A 19,461-nucleotide genomic window follows, 5' to 3' on the forward strand; every position below is an offset into this window, starting at 1 on the left:
AATCTGTACATTTGTGCTATAATTAATATACATTTTTTCGGGAGGACGCCAAGATGAACAAAAAGGAAATAAATGAAATTAAGAAGAATTTCAGCGATGACTGTGGACTTTTCACAGTAAACCACGTTGTTACGGCATTTGTGGACGCTGAAAAGAACATAAAGTGCAAGACCAATCAGCTTTACAACACCATTCCGCAAGACGAGGCGGAGCTGATAATGATAAACCTGAAAAAGGTGCTCAGCGGCTCTATCGGCAAAAATCTGCTGGAATATTCGTTTCCAAAGGACGCATATCTTGAGGGTGGGGCACAGCCTTTCATGTATGAAACACTGCAAAGCAAGCTGCTTGATGAGGGAAAGGTGGACAACTTCCTGAACGCCATAGTTGAAAAGGTTGAGTATGTGTCTACATATACCATTTTTGCGGCACACTGTACATATTCCGTGCTGAAAAAGAACAAAATGGACGAGTTTGAGGACGAAGCTGACACAGATTACAATTTCATAGTGACAGCTCTTTGCCCTGTAAATCTGCGTATTGACGGGCTTGTGTATGATGAACAGGACAACTCTATCGCTAAGAAAGAGTCATGCGACAGAATTGTTGAGCTTCCAAGCGATGGCTTTTTGTTTCCTCTTTTCAATGATCGTGCGCCTGATATCAACGGAGTGCTTTACTACACGAAAAATGCAAAAAAGCCGAACACTTCCGTTGTGGAAGAGCTTTTGGGCTGTGAGTTCTCAATGACCTGTCAGAACGAAAAGGAAACTTTCAAGGATATCCTCACAAGCGTTGTGGGTGATGAGCTTGACTATGATCTTATCACTACTGTGAATGACAAGATTTCCACATTTGTTGACCAAAATGCTCATGAAACTGAGATACCGACAATTGACGAACATAAACTTTCGTCCATTCTGTGGGAAGCTGGAGTTAGTCAGGATAAGCTTGATAATCTTCCTAAAGTTTTTGACGCTGCGGCTGGCGGGAAGCCACTCACAGCGGTAAACCTTGTGGAGAAAAGGACCGTAGTTTCTGCTCCAAGCATAACCGTAAATATCGGCAAGGACGCTGTTGACAAGGTAAAAACTCAGATAGTCGATGGCAGAAAATGCCTTATAATCAATCTTGATGACCCTGAGATAGAGGTCAACGGGCTTGAAACTACAATAAAATAGGCACAAAAAAGGCAGCTCAACGCTGCCTTTTCTTTATATAAGCTCGCCAAACGAGAACTTGCCGTTTTCCAGTATCAGATAGCTGTGTGCTGAATTTTCTTTCGGTATGGAAACAGAACCGGGGTTTATATAGGTGTAATCGCCCTGATCTTTTATTACCGGCACATGAGTATGACCGTGAAGAAGAATGTCGCCCTTAGACAGCGGTGGCAGATTGTCGCAGTTGAATTTGTGACCATGTGTGGCGAATATCCTCAGTCCGTCACAGCATATATAAGCATATTCCGCCATAACAGGGAAGTCAAGCACCATTTGATCGACTTCTGTATCACAATTACCACGCACGCACAGAAGCTTGTCTTTTAGCGGATTGAGCATGGCTATCACCTGCTTTGGTGCATATTCCTTTGGAAGGTCGTTTCTTGGTCCGTGATAGAGGATATCACCCAAAAGAATTAGTTTTTCCGCGCCGTTTTGCTCAAAGGCTTCAAGCATTTTTTTGCACCAGTAAGCCGAACCATGAATGTCTGACGCTATCATAAGTTTCATATTTTACACTCCTTTATTTTATGATCTCAGATGCAAGCTTGTGCAAAGACACATACTCTGGCTTTATTTTGTTATATATATCGCAGCCTTTTTCCTTTTTGAACTCTTTTACCATTCTGATATAAAGCTGCTGTTTTGTTGTGGCGTCAATGACTGCTTCTCTTATAAGCGCCAGTTCGTCTTTGTTGCATTTGCCGTCGAGTAGCTCATCAAGTTTTACGGATAGTACATCATGGTAAACAACCTTTTCAGTTTTCTGAGCCGTCATCGGTTTATCTTCATCAGCGGTGCATGTATTTTCGGATTCCTGTAGTCCTTTAAGTCGCAGATATCTTGGTCTGAGAAGCTTGTAAAAATCTGTAGCCTGCTTTTTATATACCTTTGCAAGAGAGTTGTGAAGCTCCTCTTTTGTGTTAGACTCTGCTATAAGCTTGCTGATCTCTTCTATTTGCTCTTCGCTGCAAATGTTTGCAAGTATGCTTTGGAGATCGTTGTTTTTTTGTGCGGTACACTTTTTTCTATTCTTTTTCACTTTGACGATAGTTTCAACAACAGGATCACTTTCTGCTTCGACAATATCAGGTGCACAGGCTTCTGGTCCTTCTTCGACTTCTTCTGTATTACCATTCATATTTTCGTTTAGTGTAACAGAATAATCTATAGCCGCAGGCTCAGGGTTTGGCTCATCAGCTTCGTCAAGAGTTATCTCTGACTCTGTCTGAATTTCTTCTGTTTCTTGTATTTCCTCTTCTTTTTCGACTATATGTTTAGTCGATTCCTCATCTTCATTGTTTTCGGTCGGATTAACCTTATGATTAGCGAAATTAATAGCGGTTTGTATTGTCCTGGTTCTGTAGACCATTGCATTTGGGCTGTCAACATACTTACCGTGCCAGAAATCATGAAGAAAGTCAAAACCTCTGTCATTGCTGATAACAAAAATATTCGTATAAGTATCCTTGGCTACCAGATAACCCAGAAGTGTTGAAAGCTGAAAATCCAGGGCATTTTTGCCACCAACGTTTACCTTGAAGTATTCAATATCAGCCTTTGATGTAAGAACTTTCTGGTGCATTTCGAAGTTAATGGTGTCGGAATTTTCACTGTAAAAAATTATGACGGTATCAGTTTCAGTTAAATTGTCTATGCCTTGAAGTCCTTTGGATTTGACATTTTCAAAGTCTACCAAATAAATTTTCATGTTGATCTATCCTTTCTTTTTGTGTCGTATAAGTGTCGTGGCAGCAATAATCACAATTAGTCCCCCTGCCGCAGTTGCTGTCATAAGTATGGCATTTTTGCCTTTTTCATCGTTCTTGCTGCTGTCAGGAACGACCTCCTCATAGGTATAAGTTTTTGTCCTTAACACCTTGTCTATACAAGAAGCAATAAGTGCATGACCTTTTTTATTAGGGTGTATATCAAAGTCATTTATGTTGGTCAGTTCCTTTCCGTGACCGCTGAATTCACTAAAAACATCTGCCACTATGTATCTCTCATTTTCATTTTCGTCAGTGGAGTGTTCTTTGATAATGTTGTTAAGTTTTGAAATTTTATCCTTTGATATACTCTGGAAAACAGCAGCCGCAGTGAAGTTATCAAGCGGGTCATATAGTGTCTGAACGATTATTTCACCCCTACTTTTAGCTTCAACAGCGTTAATTATATCATCTAGAGTGCTCGTAAAATTTTTCAGCGCCTTATCCATATCACCAGACATATCCTTCATATCCATTGCAATGCCAATAATATCCTTGGTTTTATCCATCAAATCAGACATTGTGCTTTTAGAAGTAATGCCAAGATCGTTCATCAAAAAATCTATGAAAAGACCAAGAATGTCATTGCCACCTATGGATATAATAACAGCGTCGCTGTCTGCAAGGTCGGCGTCAAATTCGCCTGAATTAATGCGGTCAAGAAGCTGTTGTGAAGTGTCGCCCACAACAGCAGAGTTCACAAGCTTACAGCCGCCAGCGTCTTTAAGCTCAGCGTCATACTGGTCGTGAAGAAGATTTGCATAAGACGCACAAGAATATCTGTTTTCACTGTAGCCTTCCAGACCATAGCCAGCGGCGATTGAATCCCCAAGCACAAGTATATTAGGCGGAACATTTACTTCATGCTTTATAACTTCAGCGTTACAGGCAAGGGGTGTGGCACATGCCATAACGGCTGCCGTGAAAAAAGCCGTTAATTGTTTTAACATCTTATCATCTCCTATATGAGTATATTAACCTTATTATATAATATATTGTACCACATTCAGGACAATTGTACAACATATTTTTTTGAAATTTCTTGACTTTTTTAGCGTGTTGTGATAATATATAATAAAAGAATATGAAATCAGTTTGGAAAGCGAGATTTATTATGACTGACTATTATTACCCTGTCCTCAGCGATGAAACGAGCCTGCCTTTGTATGTGCTTGGAATCGGTGCGAGAGATAGAGAATTTCATTTTGTAAGAGAAGATGGCTATCCTAATCATCAGATAATATACTGCACTCGTGGTCAGGGTCACATTATATTTGATGGTCATGAGTATGATATAAAGCCGGGGGACGCATTTTATCTGCCGCCTTCTGTGCCGCATGAGTATTATCCTGTTGGTGATATATGGGAAACCCACTGGATAACCTTTGAGGGCAGGGAAGCAATTGAAATGCTCAAGCATATCAAGCTTGAGAAAGCTAAAGTGTTTCATATAAATGATATCAATGCTGTTGATGCCATATTTAAGAAGATACTTTACCTTATGAAGACTAATTACTACTACTGTGGTCACCAGTGTTCGGCATATCTATATCAGTTTCTTATTGAGCTGCACAGAGTCGTAAACCTACAAAATGGTAGTCAGGATGGACAAAAACTCAATCAGCTGCAGCCTGTAATTGATTATATTGATAAGAATTTCAGAAAAGAACTTACACTTGTGGAGCTTGCTGATCTTATTGACCTTTCACCGCAGTATCTTTGCAGACTTTTCAAGGAGTGTCTTAGTCTAAGACCTTTTGAGTATCTAGCAAGAAAGCGCATACAGCAGGCAAAGCTGCTTTTATTGGAGGATAAGCTTAACATTAATGAAATCGCTGCGGAGGTAGGTTATAACGATTGCAGTTATTTTTGTGCGGTGTTCAAAAAGCATGAAATGCTTTCCCCTGCAGAATTTCGTTCTCTTCATAAAAAAGCTGGCAGCTAAAATATAAGACCCACGGGAAAAACCTGTGGGTCTGTTTTTTATAATATAGTTCCGCCTCCGATAACGTATTCACCGTCATAGAAAACCACTGCCTGTCCCTTTGAGATAGCTTTATGAGGTTCTTTAAAAGTCACGAGTACCTTGCCATCATTCATTGGTGAAACTGTACATTCAGCGTCCTTTTGATGATAACGTGTCTGAGCAGTGCAGGTTATAGGCTCTGTGAGGGTGTCAAACGGAATAAAGTTCACATCTCCTGCCACAAGGCTGTCACTGTATACTTCATCAGCCTTGCCCATAATAAGCCTGTTATGCTCCATATCTTTTTTAATAACAAAAAGCGGTTCGCTATATGAAATGCCTACGCCCTTTCGCTGTCCAATAGTATAGTGTATCAGACCTTTGTGTTTACCAAGCTTTGTGCCGTCAGAAAGAACGATATCTCCCGACTGCTGTTCACCGCAGCGTTTTGTGATAAAGCCTGCGTAATCACCGTCAGGGATAAAGCAAATGTCCTGAGAGTCAGGCTTGTCTGCATTTATAAGCTTGTTTTCTTCTGCGATATCACGGATCTTGTCCTTGTGCATCTCGCCAACGGGGAAGAGAGTGTGAGCAAGCTGTTCCTGCGTCATACTGTAAAGCACATAACTTTGATCCTTTGACCTGTCAGGTGAGCGTTTCAGAAGCCACCTGCCTGACTTTTCGTCAAACTCTCTGGCAGCGTAATGCCCTGTAGCTATATGGTCAAAGCCCAGCAGCTTTGCACGCTCATAGAATTTTGCGAATTTCAGATGTTTGTTGCACTCGATACACGGATTAGGCGTGCCGCCTGCCAGATATGTATCAACAAAATTGTCGATAACATAGTGCTTAAAATCATCAGAAAAATTGAATACATGGAAATCAATGCCTAGTTTAAAAGCAACAAAACGTGCGTCCTCTACATCATTGAGAGAACAGCACGTTCTTGTTTTATCCAGACCGATGTCCTCATTGCTGTAGAGCCGCATGGTAGCCCCTGCCACGTCATAACCCTCATCAAGAAGGAGCTTGACCGAAACAGAGCTGTCAACGCCGCCGCTCATTGCCACAAGAACTCTATCAGCCATTGCAGTTCTCACAATCAGGAGCAGACTGCTTGCCTACAAACGGAGTTGGATCGATGCCCTGTCTTTTATAGTAGTCAGAAACAGCAGCCTTCATAGCCTCTTCGGCAAGAACAGAGCAGTGAAGCTTTGCTGGTGGAAGACCGTCAAGAGCTTCAACAACTGCCTTGTTTGTAAGTTTCAAAGCGTCTTCAAGCTTTTTACCCTTTATCATTTCTGTAGCGATAGAAGATGTAGCAACAGCCGCACCGCAACCAAAAGTCTTGAACTTAACGTCAGTTATAATGCCGTCATTGACCTTGATGTACATTTTCATTATATCTCCGCACTTAGCGTTTCCTACCTCGCCGACACCGTCAGCATCTTCAATCTCGCCGACATTTCTCGGATGCGCGAAATGATCCATTACCTTTTCGCTGTATATCATTTTTTATTCCTCCTAATCAAGTGTATAGTCGTGAATATTCTCAGTTCTGCAAATTCTTTCCCAAAGTGGTGACATACTTCTCAGGTGCTTTACGATAGGTGGAAGAACCTCAAGAATATAATCAACGTCCTCCTCTGTGTTCTCGTCATTGATAGAAAGTCTGAGTGAGCCATGTGCTACTTCGTGTGGCAGACCAAGTGAAAGCAGAACGTGTGACGGGTCAAGTGATCCGCTTGTGCAAGCTGAGCCTGATGAAGCTGCAACGCCTTGAAGATCAAGTGAAAGAAGCAGGCTCTCGCCTTCTACTCCGCGAACAGATATGTTTACATTTCCTGCAAGTCTGTGTTCTGTGTCACCATTAAGCCTTGACTCAGGTATCTTGAGCAGACCCTCGATAAGTCTATCTCTCATCTTTCTAACACGCTCATTCTTTGCAGGGATATCCTTTACAGCATCAGTGATAGCAACGCCGAGAGCCACGATAGAAGGTACGTTCTCGGTACCTGCACGTTTATTTCTCTCCTGTGCTCCACCGTAGATAAGGTTAGGAAGGTTAATGCCTGTTTTTACATAAAGCGCGCCAACGCCCTTTGGAGCGTGGAGCTTATGTCCTGAAAGTGAGAGCATATCAATGTTCATATCTTTAACATTGATGTCAATATTTCCTACAGCCTGAACAGCGTCAGTATGGAACCATACGCCATGCTTGTGGCAAACTTCGCCGATCTCAGCGATAGGCTGTATAGTACCGATCTCGTTGTTAGCTGTCATTATTGTAACAAGGCAGGTATCATCACGGATAGCGTCCTCGACCTGCTGTGCAGTAACAAGACCCTTGTCACCTACAGGAAGATATGTTACCTCAAAGCCAAGCTTTTCAAGATACTGACAAGTGTGCAGAACCGCATGATGTTCAAAAGCAGTTGTGATGATATGCTTCTTGCCCTTTTTTTCTCCAAGCTGTGCACAGCCTCTTATAGCCCAGTTGTCAGACTCAGAGCCGCCAGCAGTGAAATAGATCTCGTTGACCTTCGCACCAAGAGCGTTTGCGACCTGTTCTCTTGCTTTAAGAACGGCTTTTGCACATTCCATTCCCAAAGAATATATACTTGACGGATTTCCGTATAGCTCAGTGAAATAAGGCAGAGCGGCGTCAAGAGCTTTCTGAGATACTCTAGTCGTAGCTGAGTTATCTGCATAGACAAATCTCTTTTCCAATTAAATCATACCTTTCATATATAGATTTCTATTTTATTATATACTAAATTACTACAAAATGCAATAGTTTTCCCTAACTTAATAAAAAATTAATATTTATTTAATTCTATTTATACTGTTTAGAGCCCATTACTGCAAGTTCGTCACAACGTTCGTTTTCCGGATGTCCTGCATGGCCTTTTACCCAGTTGAAATTGACCTTATGCACCTCCAGCAGATCAAGAAGCTTTTCCCACAGATCACTGTTTAGAGCTTTTTTCTTGTCCGATTTCACCCAGTTATTTGCACGCCATTTTTTTGCCCAGCCTTTTGTAACAGCGTCGATTATATACTTCGAGTCGCTGTAAAGCTCTACCTCACATGGCTCTTTCAGTGCAGAAAGAGCAGTGATAACAGCGGTAAGCTCCATGCGGTTATTGGTTGTAGAAGGATCACCGCCCCAAAGCTCTTTTGATGTGCCTTTATATCTTAGTATCGCACCGTATCCACCCGGTCCAGGATTTCCAGAGCAAGCACCGTCAGTGAAAATTTCTATTTTCTTCATTTATTTATCTCCGTTTTTGTGATGATTATTATGCAAAACATATTATACTACATTTCTCTCTTTTTTTCAAGTACCTCTCAAGGTTTAATATTTTAATATTTATTACTTTTGAAATGTTCAAATTATACAAATGACTTGAATGTCTTTGTATAAAATGAGAATTGACTTAAAGGACATTAAGCTTTATAATTGTAGTGTAACATTGGTTGTTAAGACAGAAAATCATTTGATTTGGAGGTCAATTATTTTATGAAGATCAAGAAGATTCTTGCATTGGCAGTAGCGCTTACATCTGTTTTTGCAGTTGCAGGTTGCGGCTCCACAGGCGACAGCAGTTCAAAGGTATCAACAGTAAAGAAAGTTAAGGTCGAGGACACACAGGAAATAGAGGCTATCCCTGACGACGCTCAGAAAACTATCCGTTGGATGGGTACATATGACCTTAACCCTGACGAGAAAAAGGGCGAGGATAAGTCCGTTGAGATGACCCTTTTCAACAACAAGGGTGGTAAAGTAGAGTACACAAGAGTAACTGATAGCGAAAAATTTGACCAGCTCGCTAGTGCTATCATGGCTCAGCAGAATGTGCCTGATATCTTCAAGTATGAGTGGATGGCTTTCCCTGCACAGGTGCTTAAGGATATGTATCAGCCGGTTGACGATATTGTGAACTTTGATGATCCGTTGTGGGCTGATGTGAAAACAGCGGCTGACAAGTTCGTTATGGGCGGCAAGCATTATGTTGCTCCTATAAGCTTCACAGTCGGTACGCTTATGATGTACGATCAGGACGTTATTGATGCTGAGGGTCTTGACGATCCATATGAGCTTTATCAGAACAACGAGTGGAATTGGGATAACTGGTATGACATGATGTCGGAGTTTGTTTCAAACGCTCCTGCTGATGTTGAGAGATTTGGTATCAATGGTTGGTTCCAGACACAGGTCATTCAGCAGACCGGTAAAACAATGGTAAACTATGACGGAGAGAAGTTCACAAACAATATAAATGACCCTGATATCGAAAGAGCAGAAGATCTGCTTTATCAGGTAGGTAAGAACAACCTTGTAAACGGAAACTGGCTTGGCAATGCTAAGCAGGCGCTTAAAGACGGCAATCTGTTGTTCTACTGCATGGGTACATGGGCTATGACAGGAAATAACGGACCTTCTGACGCTGACACTTGGAGAGTGGTCCCTGTTCCGTCTGATCCTAACACTGATGAAAAGTACATGACATCTGATATGACGGCATATATGTGGGTAAGAGGTTCAACAGCTAAAGAGGCTGTAAAGTGTTGGTATGAGTGCTGCAGAATGGCTAACACAGATGAAACATATAAGGAAAACGGCAAGGAGAAATTCCTCAACGCTAACCCTAACTGGACAGAGGATATGTATCAGGTGATCGTTGATTGCTCATCTTCTGAATACAATCAGGTATTTGACTACGGCTACGGAATTTCTTCCACAATGTCTGACGACAATGCAAATGAGGACGGCAACTGCGTAACAAGAAAGCTTTATGAATACACAAACAAGGCTGACGAAAATGGCAAACAGTTCTCATGGACAGAGCTGAGAGAATCATACTCCGCAACTGTTGACGCTGAGCTTAAGACTATCAATGATGCTGTTGTTGCATTCAATAAGAAAAATTCATAAGAATACTTTACAAGACTTCGATTTTATCGGGGTCTTGTTTTTGCATAAAAATATGGCTCTGAGTTTTTGCTCAGAGCCTTGCTTTGTTATATTTAGCTGTCCATACCCTCACGAACGGATTTGATAAACTTGCCCACATATTCAGGAGCGTCTTTGCCGTGTTCCTCAACTATCTTGACAACAGCACTTCCCATTATAACGCCGTCAGCGTACTGGGACATTTTCTTTGCCTGCTCAGGATTTGAAATTCCGAAACCAATACAGCAAGGACAGTGATCGTTGTTTCGGATAGGTGCAAGCAGCTCGTTGAAATCAGTGGTTATCTCTGAACGCATACCAGTAACGCCCAGTGAAGATACAACATACAAAAAGCCCTTTGATTTTTCAGCTATCATTTTTACACGCTCGTGTGAGGTTGGTGCAACAAGGAAGATAGTGTAGATACCATTTTTTTCAGCTTCGCTCTGAAGCTCTTCACGCTCCTCAAAAGGCATATCTGGAACAATAACTCCGTCTATCTGAGTTTCTTTGCAAAGCTCAAAGAATTTCGCTGTTCCGTACTTGAATATAGTGTTTATATACATCATCAGAAGCATAGGCTTGTCAGTCTGTGTGCGGAGTTTTCTCACAAGGTCAAATATCTTGTCAAGATTCGTTCCGCCGCTCAGTGAACGCAGTGACGCTTTCTGTATAGTCGCACCCTCTGCGATAGGGTCTGAGAATGGCACGCCTATCTCGATAATGTCAGAGCCGTTATTGTACATTTCAAGAACGCATTTTTCTGTTGTGTCCATGTCAGGGTCGCCTGCGGTGATAAATGTCACAAGCGCCTTTTTATTTTCTGCTTTGAGCTTTTCAAAGCAAGCATCTATCCTATTCTTCATTGAGCTCGACCTCCCTGTATCTTGCTATTGAGTAAACGTCCTTGTCGCCTCTGCCTGAAAGGTTTATGACAAGTATTGAGTCCTTATCCATTGTAGGAGCGATCTTAAGCGCAGCGGCAACTGCGTGTGATGACTCGATAGCAGGGATTATACCCTCTGTTCTTGAAAGGTACTCAAAAGCACAAACTGCTTCTTCATCGGTTATGTCAACATACTGCGCTCTGCCGATAGAGTTAAGATATGCGTGCTCAGGCCCAATACCTGGGTAGTCAAGACCTGCTGAAATTGAATAAACAGGGTCGATCTGACCATATTCGTTCTGCAAGAAAAGCGACTTCATGCCGTGGAATATACCAAGTGAGCCTTTTGCAACTGTAGCCGCATGGTCAGGTGTGTCAATACCTCTGCCGGCTGCTTCTGCACCAACAAGCTTGACTGACTTGTCTTCGATAAAGTTGTAGAATGCACCCATAGCGTTTGAGCCACCGCCTACGCAGGCAACAACACAGTCAGGCAGTCTGCCTTCCTTTTCCATAAGCTGTGATTTTATTTCAGCACTGATGACCTTCTGGAAATCTCTTACCATTGTAGGATAAGGGTGAGGTCCCATTACAGAGCCTATGCAGTAGAAAGTTGTGTCGATGTTTGATACCCAATCTCTGAAAGCTTCATTGATAGCGTCTTTCAGCGTAGCAGTACCGCTTGCAACGCCTGTTACCTTTGCGCCAAGAAGATTCATTCTGTAAACGTTAAGGGATTGTCTTTTCATATCGGTCTCGCCCATGTAGACCTCACATTCCAGACCCATAAGAGCGCAAACTGTAGCTGTAGCAACACCGTGCTGACCTGCACCGGTTTCAGCGATTATACGCTTCTTGCCCATTTTCTTTGCTAAAAGTATCTGACCCAGAACGTTGTTTATCTTGTGTGAACCTGTGTGGTTAAGATCCTCACGTTTGATGTATATTTTAGCTCCGCCAAGATCTTTGGTCATCTTTTCTGCATAATAAAGCATTGACGGTCTGCCTGCATAATTGTGGTAAAGCTCTTGAAGCTCTTTGTTGAACTCAGGATCGTCCTTGTATTTATCGTAAGCTTTTTCAAGCTCGTGAACAGCAGTCATGACAGTTTCAGGAATATATTGTCCGCCAAATTCGCCAAATCGTCCAATTTTACTCATTTATATCCTTCTTTCGGTATTATTTCTGATAGTTTCAACTATCCTTTTTATCTTGTTTTTGTCCTTGAAGCCATCGGTTTCCACTGAACTTGAAAAGTCAACGCCATAAGGTTGTACCTTTTCCATAGCAGAGCAGATATTATCCTCGTTCAGTCCACCTGCAAGGAAAAACGGCTTTGATATGTTTACCTGTGAAAATATATCAAGGTCAACACGCTTACCTGTCCCACCGTAGCTGCCTGCTGAAAAGCTGTCTATAAGCAGTTTGTGGACGGGAAGTGCGTCAGCTTTTGCAATATCATCAGCATATTTCACACGAACGGCTTTCCATATCTCACAGTCGCAGTTTTTACGGAGTTTGCTGATATACTCTGCGCTTTCCTCACCGTGAAGCTGAATAACATCAAGCTTCTGTGCAAAGCTTTTCAGAATATTCTCTATAGGCTCGTTTACAAAAACGCCCACTCGTTTGATTTCCTTATTAAGAAGAAGTTCAAGATCGTAGAATGTGTCAATGTCTACCGTGCGTTTAAAACCATCTGACAGTATAAAGCCTGCATAATCAGGGTGGTATGTGTTCACATAAAGAATATCGTCCACACGGCGCATACCACATATCTTGATTTTTGTCATTTATACGCCCTCTCTCAGTTCATGGAGAGTTGCGCCGATGTTGCCGCTTCTCATAAGCGTTTCACCTATAAGCACGGCGTCTGCACCAAGGCTGCGTACCTTTTTCATATCGGCATTTGTTTTTATACCGCTTTCTGAAACAAGCACTGCATGGTCGCCTACTATATTGCTGAGCCTGCCCGTGGTTTCAAGGTCAACGTCAAAAGTGTAAAGATTTCTGTTGTTTATGCCAAGCATATCAGGCTTAAAACCAAGCGTCTTTTTATACTCTTCCTCGTTGTGCACCTCTACAAGACATTCAAGTCCAAGCTCGTGTGCAATGTCAGAATATTCTTTCATTTGACCCTCGCTGAGTATAGCCGAGATAAGCAGCACTGCATCAGCACCTATAGCCCTTGCCTCGTAAAGCTGATATTCGTCGATGATAAAATCCTTGCGGAGTATCGGCAGATTCACAGCCGCTCTAATTGCTTTGAGATATTCCCCGGAGCCTTGAAAATAATGTTCCTCAGTAAGACAGGATATTGCATTCGCACCGTTTTTCTCATACTCGCAGGCGGTTTTCACAGGGTCAAAATCAGGGCAGATAAGTCCCTTTGACGGCGAGGCTTTCTTTACCTCGCTTATGACTGAAAGGGTATCGCGCTTGATAGATTTTGAAAAGGAAACTGTCTGATACTCTTTTTCGGCTGCCATGTATTTGATATCTTGTCTTGAAATTATTGATATATCTCTTTCAAGCTGTTCTTTTCTTTTGTCGCAGATATTGTCTAGTATCATTATTTATCCTCTGTTAGTAAGTTCAACAAGTTCTTCAAGCTTTTTAAGAGCCTTTCCGCTGTCTATTATTTCAGCTGCGGTCTTTACGCCCTCTTCGATGCTGTCGCATTTGCCGCAGATATAAAGTGCACAGCCTGAGTTGAGAAGAACGATATTTCTCTTTGCACCCTTGATTGTGCCCTCGAGTATACCTCTTGTGATAGCTGCGTTGCCCTTTCCGTCCTCGCCAACGATGTCAGCAAGCTTTCCTCTTTTCAGACCAAAGTCCTCAGGCTTTATCTCATACTTGATAAGCTTTCCACCGTTTATCTCGCAAATAGTTGTAGGAGCTGATATAGAAACTTCGTCAAGTCTGTCGTTGCCGTAAACGAGCATTGCTCTCTTTATGCCAAGATTCATAAGCACCTTAGCCATTGGTTCGAGTAGATCAGAATCATATGTGCCGAGTATCATGAAGTCTGCTTTTGCAGGATTTGCGAGAGGTCCGAGAATGTTGAAAACAGTTCTTACACCTATCTGCGCTCTTGTAGGTCCTACAAATCTCATTGCTGAGTGATATGACTGTGCAAACAGGAATGAAAGACCGATCTCGTCAAGGGACTTTTCAGCTTGTTCATGTGTTGACTGAATTTTAACTCCAAGAGCCTCGAGAACATCAGCCGCACCACTCTTTGAAGAAACGCTTCTGTTGCCGTGTTTTGCGACTTTCTGTCCTGCTGCCGCAATTACGAATGAAGAGGTTGTGGAAATGTTGAAGCTGTTTGAAAGATCTCCGCCTGTGCCAACTATATCAAGAGTACCCTTGACATTGACCTTTGACATTTTTTCTCTCATTACCTTTGCAAAGCCTGTTATCTCGTCAATAGTTTCGCCCTTCATTCTCAGTGCCGTGAGCAGGCAGGCGATCTGAGCATTAGAAGCTCTGTCGCTCATGATGATATCCATTGCTTTATAAGCTTCGTCCTCAGTTAGTGACTTTCCATCACATACTATTTTGAGATACTTTTTAAGCTCAACTCTTTCGCTGTCAGGAAGAGCTGCAGACTTTGTTTTTGTGGTCTTTATGCCAGCGATATCGTTCAGGAAGTTTTCGATTATCATGTTTCCAACTTCGCCAGTGAGAACTGACTCAGGGTGGAACTGAACGCCGTAGGTCGGGTGTTCTCTGTGTCTTATTGCCATTATCTGAGCTTTATCGTCAGTTGCGATAACAGACAGGCAGGTAGGAAGTGAAATGCTGTCAACAACAAGTGAGTGATATCTTGCGGCTTTTATTGTGCTTTTCAGACCGCTGAAAAGTGGGTTTGCAGTGTTAAGATTGATATCTGTCTGCTTGCCGTGAAGCTGCTGCTTTGCGTGAACTATCTTTCCACCGAATGCTTCGGCTATCGCCTGGTGTCCTAGACAAACGCCAAGTATAGGGATCCTGCCACTGAATGTCTTTATGACCTCTTCAGAAATTCCTGCGTCCTTTGGATAACCAGGACCAGGGGAGATGATGATAGCCGCAGGTGACATTTTTTCGATCTCATCTATGGTTATCTCATCGTTTCTTGCTACTGTAATGTCTTTTGTGAGTACGCCTACAGCCTGATAAAGATTGTAGGTAAAGCTGTCATAGTTGTCAATAAGTAAAATCATAGTAATCTTCCTTTACAGTACAAACTTATCAATGAAAGTTTTGTCGTTGAAGTAGTTTATGCCGATAGCATTCCTTATTTCTGAAACAGTTTCGTTTGAAACCTCTATTGCACGTTGTGTGCCTTTTTTAAGTATCTCTATGAGCTGCTCTTTGTCTTTCTCATATTCCTCACGTCTTGCTCTGATTGGTGCGAGAAATTCCTGCATAACGTTGTTAAGGAACTTCTTACATTTCATATCGCCAAGGCCGCCGCGCTCATAATGTTCTTTCATCTCTGCGAGGTTCTTATAGTCAGGGAAGTATTTAGCAAAATCTTCGTCCTTGCTGAATGCGTCAAGATAGATAAATACCGGATTGCCCTCTGTGTGACCAGGGTCGCTTACATTGATGTGTGTAGGGTCAGTGTACATTGACATTATCTTGTTTTTCAGCGTTTTTTCATCGTCTTTAAGGTAAATGCAGTTGCCAAGAGATTTGCTCATCTTTGTGTTGCCGTCTGTACCAACAAGTCTGTTGCAGCTTGCGTTGTCTGGGAGAACAGCCTCAGGCTCAACAAGTATATCGCACTTATAAATTCTGTTGAAGCTGTTTACTATCTCTCTTGCTTGTTCGAGCATTGGAAGCTGATCTTCGCCAACAGGAACATACTTAGCCTTGAATGCTGTGATGTCTGCTGCCTGGCTGATAGGATATGTCATAAAGCCAACAGGAAGGTTTCTTTCAAAGTTTCTCATTTTTATCTCAGACTTGATAGTAGGGTTCCTTTCAAGTCTTGACATTGTAACGAGGTTTGAATAGTACATTGGAAGCTCATAAAGTGCTGGGATATGTGACTGAACGAAGAATGTTGTCTTGTCAGGTTCAAGCCCTACCGCAAGATAGTCAAGCATTACCTCAAGAATGTTTTGTCTTATCTTCTCCGGATTGTCAGCGTTATCTGTAAGTGCCTGAAGATCGGCTATCATAACGAACTGATCAAATTTTCCTGTGTTTTGAAGTTCAACTCTTTTTCTGAGAGAACCTACATAATGGCCAAGATGAAGTGATCCTGTTGGTCTGTCGCCTGTAAGAATAATATTATTGCTCATGTTATTTATCTCCTTAAAAATTATAATTTACTTGCTTCTTTTATTGCATTTATAACAGCCATTGCCTTGTTGCATGACTCCTGATATTCGTTCTCAGGAACTGAGTCTGCGACAACTCCGCCTCCTGCTTGGATATAAGCCTTGTTATTTTTGAAAAGCACTGTTCTTATAGCGATACAAGTATCCAGCGAACCGTCAAATGCAAGATAACCAACTGTTCCGCCATAAAGGCCTCTTTTTGTTGTTTCAAGCTCGTCGATTATCTCCATTGCTCTTACCTTCGGTGCGCCTGAAAGAGTGCCAGCAGGAAGAACTGCCATAAGTGCGTCAAGAGGTTTCTTATCTTCTCTCAGTGTACCCTTTACATTCGATACAAGGTGCATCACCTTTGAATATCTTTCAACTATCATCATGTCTGTAACGGTTACGGAGCCGAACTCAGAAACCTTTCCTATGTCGTTTCTTCCAAGGTCAACGAGCATTGTGTGTTCAGCTCTTTCCTTTGGATCGTTGAGAAGCTGTTGTTCATTGCGGATATCTTCGTCGTAGGTCGCTCCACGCTTGATAGTGCCTGCAATTGGTCTTGTTACTACTGTTCTGTTTTCTACTGATACAAGCATTTCAGGTGAAGCGCCTGCAACAGCATAATCATTGTGCTTAAAGTAGTAAAGATAAGGTGACGGATTAGTGGAGCGGAGCATTCTGTAAACGTCAAAGCTGTCAGGTGGATTGTCTATCTCAAATCTCTGTGACGGAACTATCTGGAAAATGTCGCCCTCTTTGATGTATTCCTTAGCCTTTTCAACGTTTGCGAGATAATGTTCCTTTGTGATGTTTGATTTTACTGTGATGTTGTCCTCCATTGTCTTTGGAGTTTTCATAACAGGCTTGTAATTTCTAAGAGTTTCAACTACTTCGTTGCATATCTTTTCACATTCTTTGTATTTAGTTTCAAGATCATCGCTCTTATTGATGTTGAGGATTATTACAGCCTTGTTTGAAAGGTGATCGTAAGCAACGATCTTTTCAAAAAGGTGCAGGTCAGCGTCAGGAAGCTTAAGATCGTCCTCAGGTGGGTTGCACAGTGTTTTCTCAAAGTATCTTATCATATCATAAGCGAAAAATCCTATTAGACCACCTGTGAGCTTTGGATAATTATTGAATCTCGGTGACTTGTGGCCTTCGATTATCTCAGAAAAGAAAGCGATAGGATCATCGACTTTTACGCTTTCATCAGCCTTGCCTTTCTCCTTGACAGTAACAACGTGCTTGTCAAGAATATATTCGCATTTAGGATCAATGCCCACATATGAATATCTGCCCCACTGGTCTTTATTATCTACAGATTCAAGAATGAAACAATCATCATACGCCTCGTGCAGACAGTTAAAAAGTTGTATTGGCGTACATGAATCCATGAGAAGCTCATAGAATACAGGCACAGTCTTGTAGTTTTCAAAAAGTTCCTTTACTTGTTCAATAGCAGGGTACAGCATAAATATTCCTCCTAAATGCTTTTTTGTCGTAAAATTGACAATAAAAAAAGTCCTGTCATCACACATAACATCTAGTTATGGGACGATAGAACCGTGGTGCCACCCAATTTCCCGATAATAAATTATCGGCTCACAGATACGCATTCTGACTGGCAGAAATCAATATCCTGTCCTTTAACGCAGGAATCACGGCGAATGATACTTGTAAAAACTTTCACACCGCTCCTCACAAATCCATTCATCTGAAGAAAATGTATCAGCTCACACCTACCGCTGACTCTCTGTGACCTTTTGCATCAAACTACTTACTTTTGCTCATAGGATTTATCGTATTAACTTTAGTCTTATTATATTCCTCTGTTTCTGAAATGTCAATATCAAAAAATGTAAATATTATTGCTATTATGTAAATATTCTTTTGCGATTTGGATTTATACCAAAATAAATAATTTTAAATTTTCAATATTCCTTGCATTTATAAATAATGTAGTGTATAATAAAGTAATAGTTAAGGTAATTGAGAAAGGAAAATATATGAAAGTACAAACTAATAAGAAATACACCACAATTGCATTTTATGCAGTTATCGTTATTGCTATAAATGTGCTTTTGGTAGTGGCTGTATTTAAATTTAATACGATCTTAAAGCTTATTTCCACACTTGTTTCTGCACTTACGCCTGTTATAGTTGGCCTTGTGATCGCATTTCTTATAAATCCTATAATGGTGAATTTTGAAAAGCTGTTCAGAAATAAAGTGGTAAAAAATCCGGCTAAGAAAAAGCTTACCAGAGCCTGCTCAGTAACTGTAGCGTCACTTGTTTTTCTGGGGATAGTTGTTGGACTTACTTATGTTGTTGTTCCAGAACTTATAAATTCCATAATTGATATTTTTAACAATGCATCTAACATCGTTGTTAAAGTGCAGGGTTGGATAAATAAGCTGTTTAAAAACTATCCTGATATCGAAACAATGGCTACGGAGAAGCTCAAAGCTTTTTCAACTGATTTGGGAACCGTTATCGAGAAGATACAGCCGATGTTTGAAAATATTCTTTCGGGTGCATGGGGCGTTATCACTGTTCTTAAAAACTTTGTATTTGGATTTATCGTTTCTATCTATATGCTTTGCAGCAAGGAAAAGCTTCTTGCTCAGGCTAAGAAGATAATCATTGCAAACACAAAAAAGTCTACATGTGAGAAGATCATGAGAGTTTGCACTGAAACAAATAAAGTTTTTGCAGGTTTTTTGAGCGGAAAGATCATTGACTCGGCAATAATCGGAGTTCTTTGCTTTATAGGTCTGACTATCATGAATATGCCTTACAACATCATGATAAGTGTTCTAGTGGGTGTAACTAATATTATCCCATTTTTTGGACCGATAATCGGTGCGATACCATCAACTGCACTTATGCTTTTTATTGATCCTAAAAAAGCCATTATACTTCTCATTTTCATAGTTATTCTACAGCAGTTTGACGGCAATATCCTTGGTCCTAAGATACTTGGTGATTCTACTGGGCTTCCGGGTTTTTGGGTGCTGGTATCACTGTTCTTCTTTGGAAATTTGTTCGGGTTCATAGGTATGGTCATTGCAGTTCCGACTTTTGCATTGCTTTATACTTTTACACGAGAGAGCGTTGTTCAGCGGTTAAGAAAGAAGAAGCTCCCTGTAGATACCGACTATTATATGGAGGATGTTGAGCATTTGTATAAGAAAAATGAAAAGCGTATTCCGCTTACGCCTGAACAGCTTGACGCCATGGTCATTCCAAGTGCTGATGAGGTAAATGAGGTCAACAGAGAGGATGATCCAGAAATAGTTGACGATCACAACGAAAATAAAGATCAGTAAACGCAAA

At 41.3% G+C, this 19,461-nt stretch carries 18 protein-coding genes and 1 other annotated feature; of the genes, 4 read left to right on the forward strand and 14 right to left on the reverse strand.

Annotated features, from left to right (window positions below; translation table 11 throughout):
- The first annotated feature begins 53 nt into the window (after positions 1-53).
- Positions 54-1,181, forward strand: coding sequence for a DUF4317 domain-containing protein (locus tag KQH97_RS04905; protein ID WP_216553063.1), 1,128 nt, complete (start codon positions 54-56; stop codon positions 1,179-1,181).
- Positions 1,182-1,214: 33 nt separating this feature from the next.
- Here KQH97_RS04905 and yfcE read toward each other — a convergent pair whose 3' ends face one another.
- Genes yfcE through KQH97_RS04920 form a run of 3 tightly spaced genes read right to left on the reverse strand, consistent with a single transcriptional unit; the run spans position 1,215 to position 3,939 of the window.
- Complete coding sequence (yfcE, locus tag KQH97_RS04910; RefSeq protein WP_216553065.1) at positions 1,215-1,730, reverse strand: phosphodiesterase; 516 nt, start codon at positions 1,728-1,730, stop codon at positions 1,215-1,217.
- Positions 1,731-1,743: 13 nt separating this feature from the next.
- A complete protein-coding gene (locus KQH97_RS04915) occupies positions 1,744-2,931 on the reverse strand; it encodes a PIN domain-containing protein (RefSeq protein WP_216553068.1) in 1,188 nt (395 codons plus the stop codon).
- A 6-nt stretch (positions 2,932-2,937) separates the two neighbouring features.
- Positions 2,938-3,939, reverse strand: coding sequence for an SGNH/GDSL hydrolase family protein (locus KQH97_RS04920; RefSeq protein WP_216553071.1), 1,002 nt, complete (start codon positions 3,937-3,939; stop codon positions 2,938-2,940).
- A 164-nt stretch (positions 3,940-4,103) separates the two neighbouring features.
- Here KQH97_RS04920 and KQH97_RS04925 point away from each other — a divergent pair, with 164 nt between their 5' ends.
- The gene (locus KQH97_RS04925) at positions 4,104-4,934 is read left to right on the forward strand and encodes an AraC family ligand binding domain-containing protein (protein WP_138337517.1); all 831 of its coding nucleotides are present in this window, start codon (positions 4,104-4,106) and stop codon (positions 4,932-4,934) included.
- Between the two features lie 38 nt (positions 4,935-4,972).
- Here KQH97_RS04925 and mnmA read toward each other — a convergent pair whose 3' ends face one another.
- The 4 genes from mnmA to rnhA form a co-directional block, all read right to left on the reverse strand.
- A complete protein-coding gene (gene mnmA, locus KQH97_RS04930) occupies positions 4,973-6,043 on the reverse strand; it encodes a tRNA 2-thiouridine(34) synthase MnmA (RefSeq protein WP_216553075.1) in 1,071 nt (356 codons plus the stop codon).
- Positions 6,036-6,467 carry a Fe-S cluster assembly scaffold protein NifU gene (nifU, locus tag KQH97_RS04935; RefSeq protein WP_117876098.1) on the reverse strand — a complete coding sequence of 144 codons (432 nt, stop codon included), beginning with the start codon at positions 6,465-6,467 and terminating at the stop codon, positions 6,036-6,038. The genes mnmA and nifU overlap by 8 nt, the downstream gene beginning before the upstream one ends.
- Positions 6,468-6,479: 12 nt before the next feature.
- Positions 6,480-7,685 (reverse strand): cysteine desulfurase NifS, encoded by a 1,206-nt coding sequence (nifS, locus tag KQH97_RS04940; protein ID WP_038671763.1) that lies wholly within the window; start codon positions 7,683-7,685, stop codon positions 6,480-6,482.
- 106 nt (positions 7,686-7,791) lie between these two features.
- On the reverse strand, positions 7,792-8,229 hold the full coding sequence (gene rnhA / locus KQH97_RS04945) for a ribonuclease HI (RefSeq protein ID WP_118164685.1): 438 nt from the start codon (positions 8,227-8,229) through the stop codon (positions 7,792-7,794).
- Positions 8,230-8,478: 249 nt separating this feature from the next.
- Here rnhA and KQH97_RS04950 point away from each other — a divergent pair, with 249 nt between their 5' ends.
- Positions 8,479-9,894: an ABC transporter substrate-binding protein gene (locus tag KQH97_RS04950; RefSeq protein ID WP_117864059.1), complete on the forward strand. Its 1,416-nt coding sequence runs from the start codon at positions 8,479-8,481 to the stop codon at positions 9,892-9,894.
- 92 nt (positions 9,895-9,986) lie between these two features.
- Here KQH97_RS04950 and trpA read toward each other — a convergent pair whose 3' ends face one another.
- The 7 genes from trpA to trpE are packed head-to-tail and all read right to left on the reverse strand — an operon-like array spanning position 9,987 to position 17,597.
- The gene (gene trpA / locus KQH97_RS04955; RefSeq protein ID WP_216553078.1) at positions 9,987-10,778 is read right to left on the reverse strand and encodes a tryptophan synthase subunit alpha; all 792 of its coding nucleotides are present in this window, start codon (positions 10,776-10,778) and stop codon (positions 9,987-9,989) included.
- Entirely contained in the window at positions 10,768-11,958 is a 1,191-nt protein-coding gene (gene trpB / locus KQH97_RS04960; RefSeq protein ID WP_118059567.1) for a tryptophan synthase subunit beta, read from the reverse strand. Before trpB ends, trpA begins: the two co-directional genes overlap by 11 nt.
- On the reverse strand, positions 11,959-12,591 hold the full coding sequence (locus KQH97_RS04965) for a phosphoribosylanthranilate isomerase (protein ID WP_216553081.1): 633 nt from the start codon (positions 12,589-12,591) through the stop codon (positions 11,959-11,961).
- Positions 12,592-13,371, reverse strand: coding sequence for an indole-3-glycerol phosphate synthase TrpC (gene trpC, locus KQH97_RS04970; protein ID WP_216553084.1), 780 nt, complete (start codon positions 13,369-13,371; stop codon positions 12,592-12,594). It lies immediately after the preceding gene.
- 3 nt (positions 13,372-13,374) lie between these two features.
- The gene (locus KQH97_RS04975) at positions 13,375-15,012 is read right to left on the reverse strand and encodes a bifunctional anthranilate synthase component II/anthranilate phosphoribosyltransferase (RefSeq protein ID WP_216553088.1); all 1,638 of its coding nucleotides are present in this window, start codon (positions 15,010-15,012) and stop codon (positions 13,375-13,377) included.
- A 12-nt stretch (positions 15,013-15,024) separates the two neighbouring features.
- On the reverse strand, positions 15,025-16,101 hold the full coding sequence (trpS, locus tag KQH97_RS04980) for a tryptophan--tRNA ligase (protein ID WP_022288427.1): 1,077 nt from the start codon (positions 16,099-16,101) through the stop codon (positions 15,025-15,027).
- Between the two features lie 20 nt (positions 16,102-16,121).
- On the reverse strand, positions 16,122-17,597 hold the full coding sequence (gene trpE, locus KQH97_RS04985; RefSeq protein ID WP_117927361.1) for an anthranilate synthase component I: 1,476 nt from the start codon (positions 17,595-17,597) through the stop codon (positions 16,122-16,124).
- 75 nt (positions 17,598-17,672) lie between these two features.
- Positions 17,673-17,925 (reverse strand) — a binding site (T-box leader).
- 206 nt (positions 17,926-18,131) lie between these two features.
- Here trpE and KQH97_RS04990 point away from each other — a divergent pair.
- Complete coding sequence (locus KQH97_RS04990; protein WP_117927360.1) at positions 18,132-19,454, forward strand: AI-2E family transporter; 1,323 nt, start codon at positions 18,132-18,134, stop codon at positions 19,452-19,454.
- Positions 19,455-19,461 lie beyond the last annotated feature (7 nt).

The organism is Ruminococcus sp. MSJ-25, assembly GCF_018917825.1.
In the GTDB taxonomy this organism is placed as follows: domain Bacteria; phylum Bacillota; class Clostridia; order Oscillospirales; family Ruminococcaceae; genus Hominimerdicola; species Hominimerdicola aceti.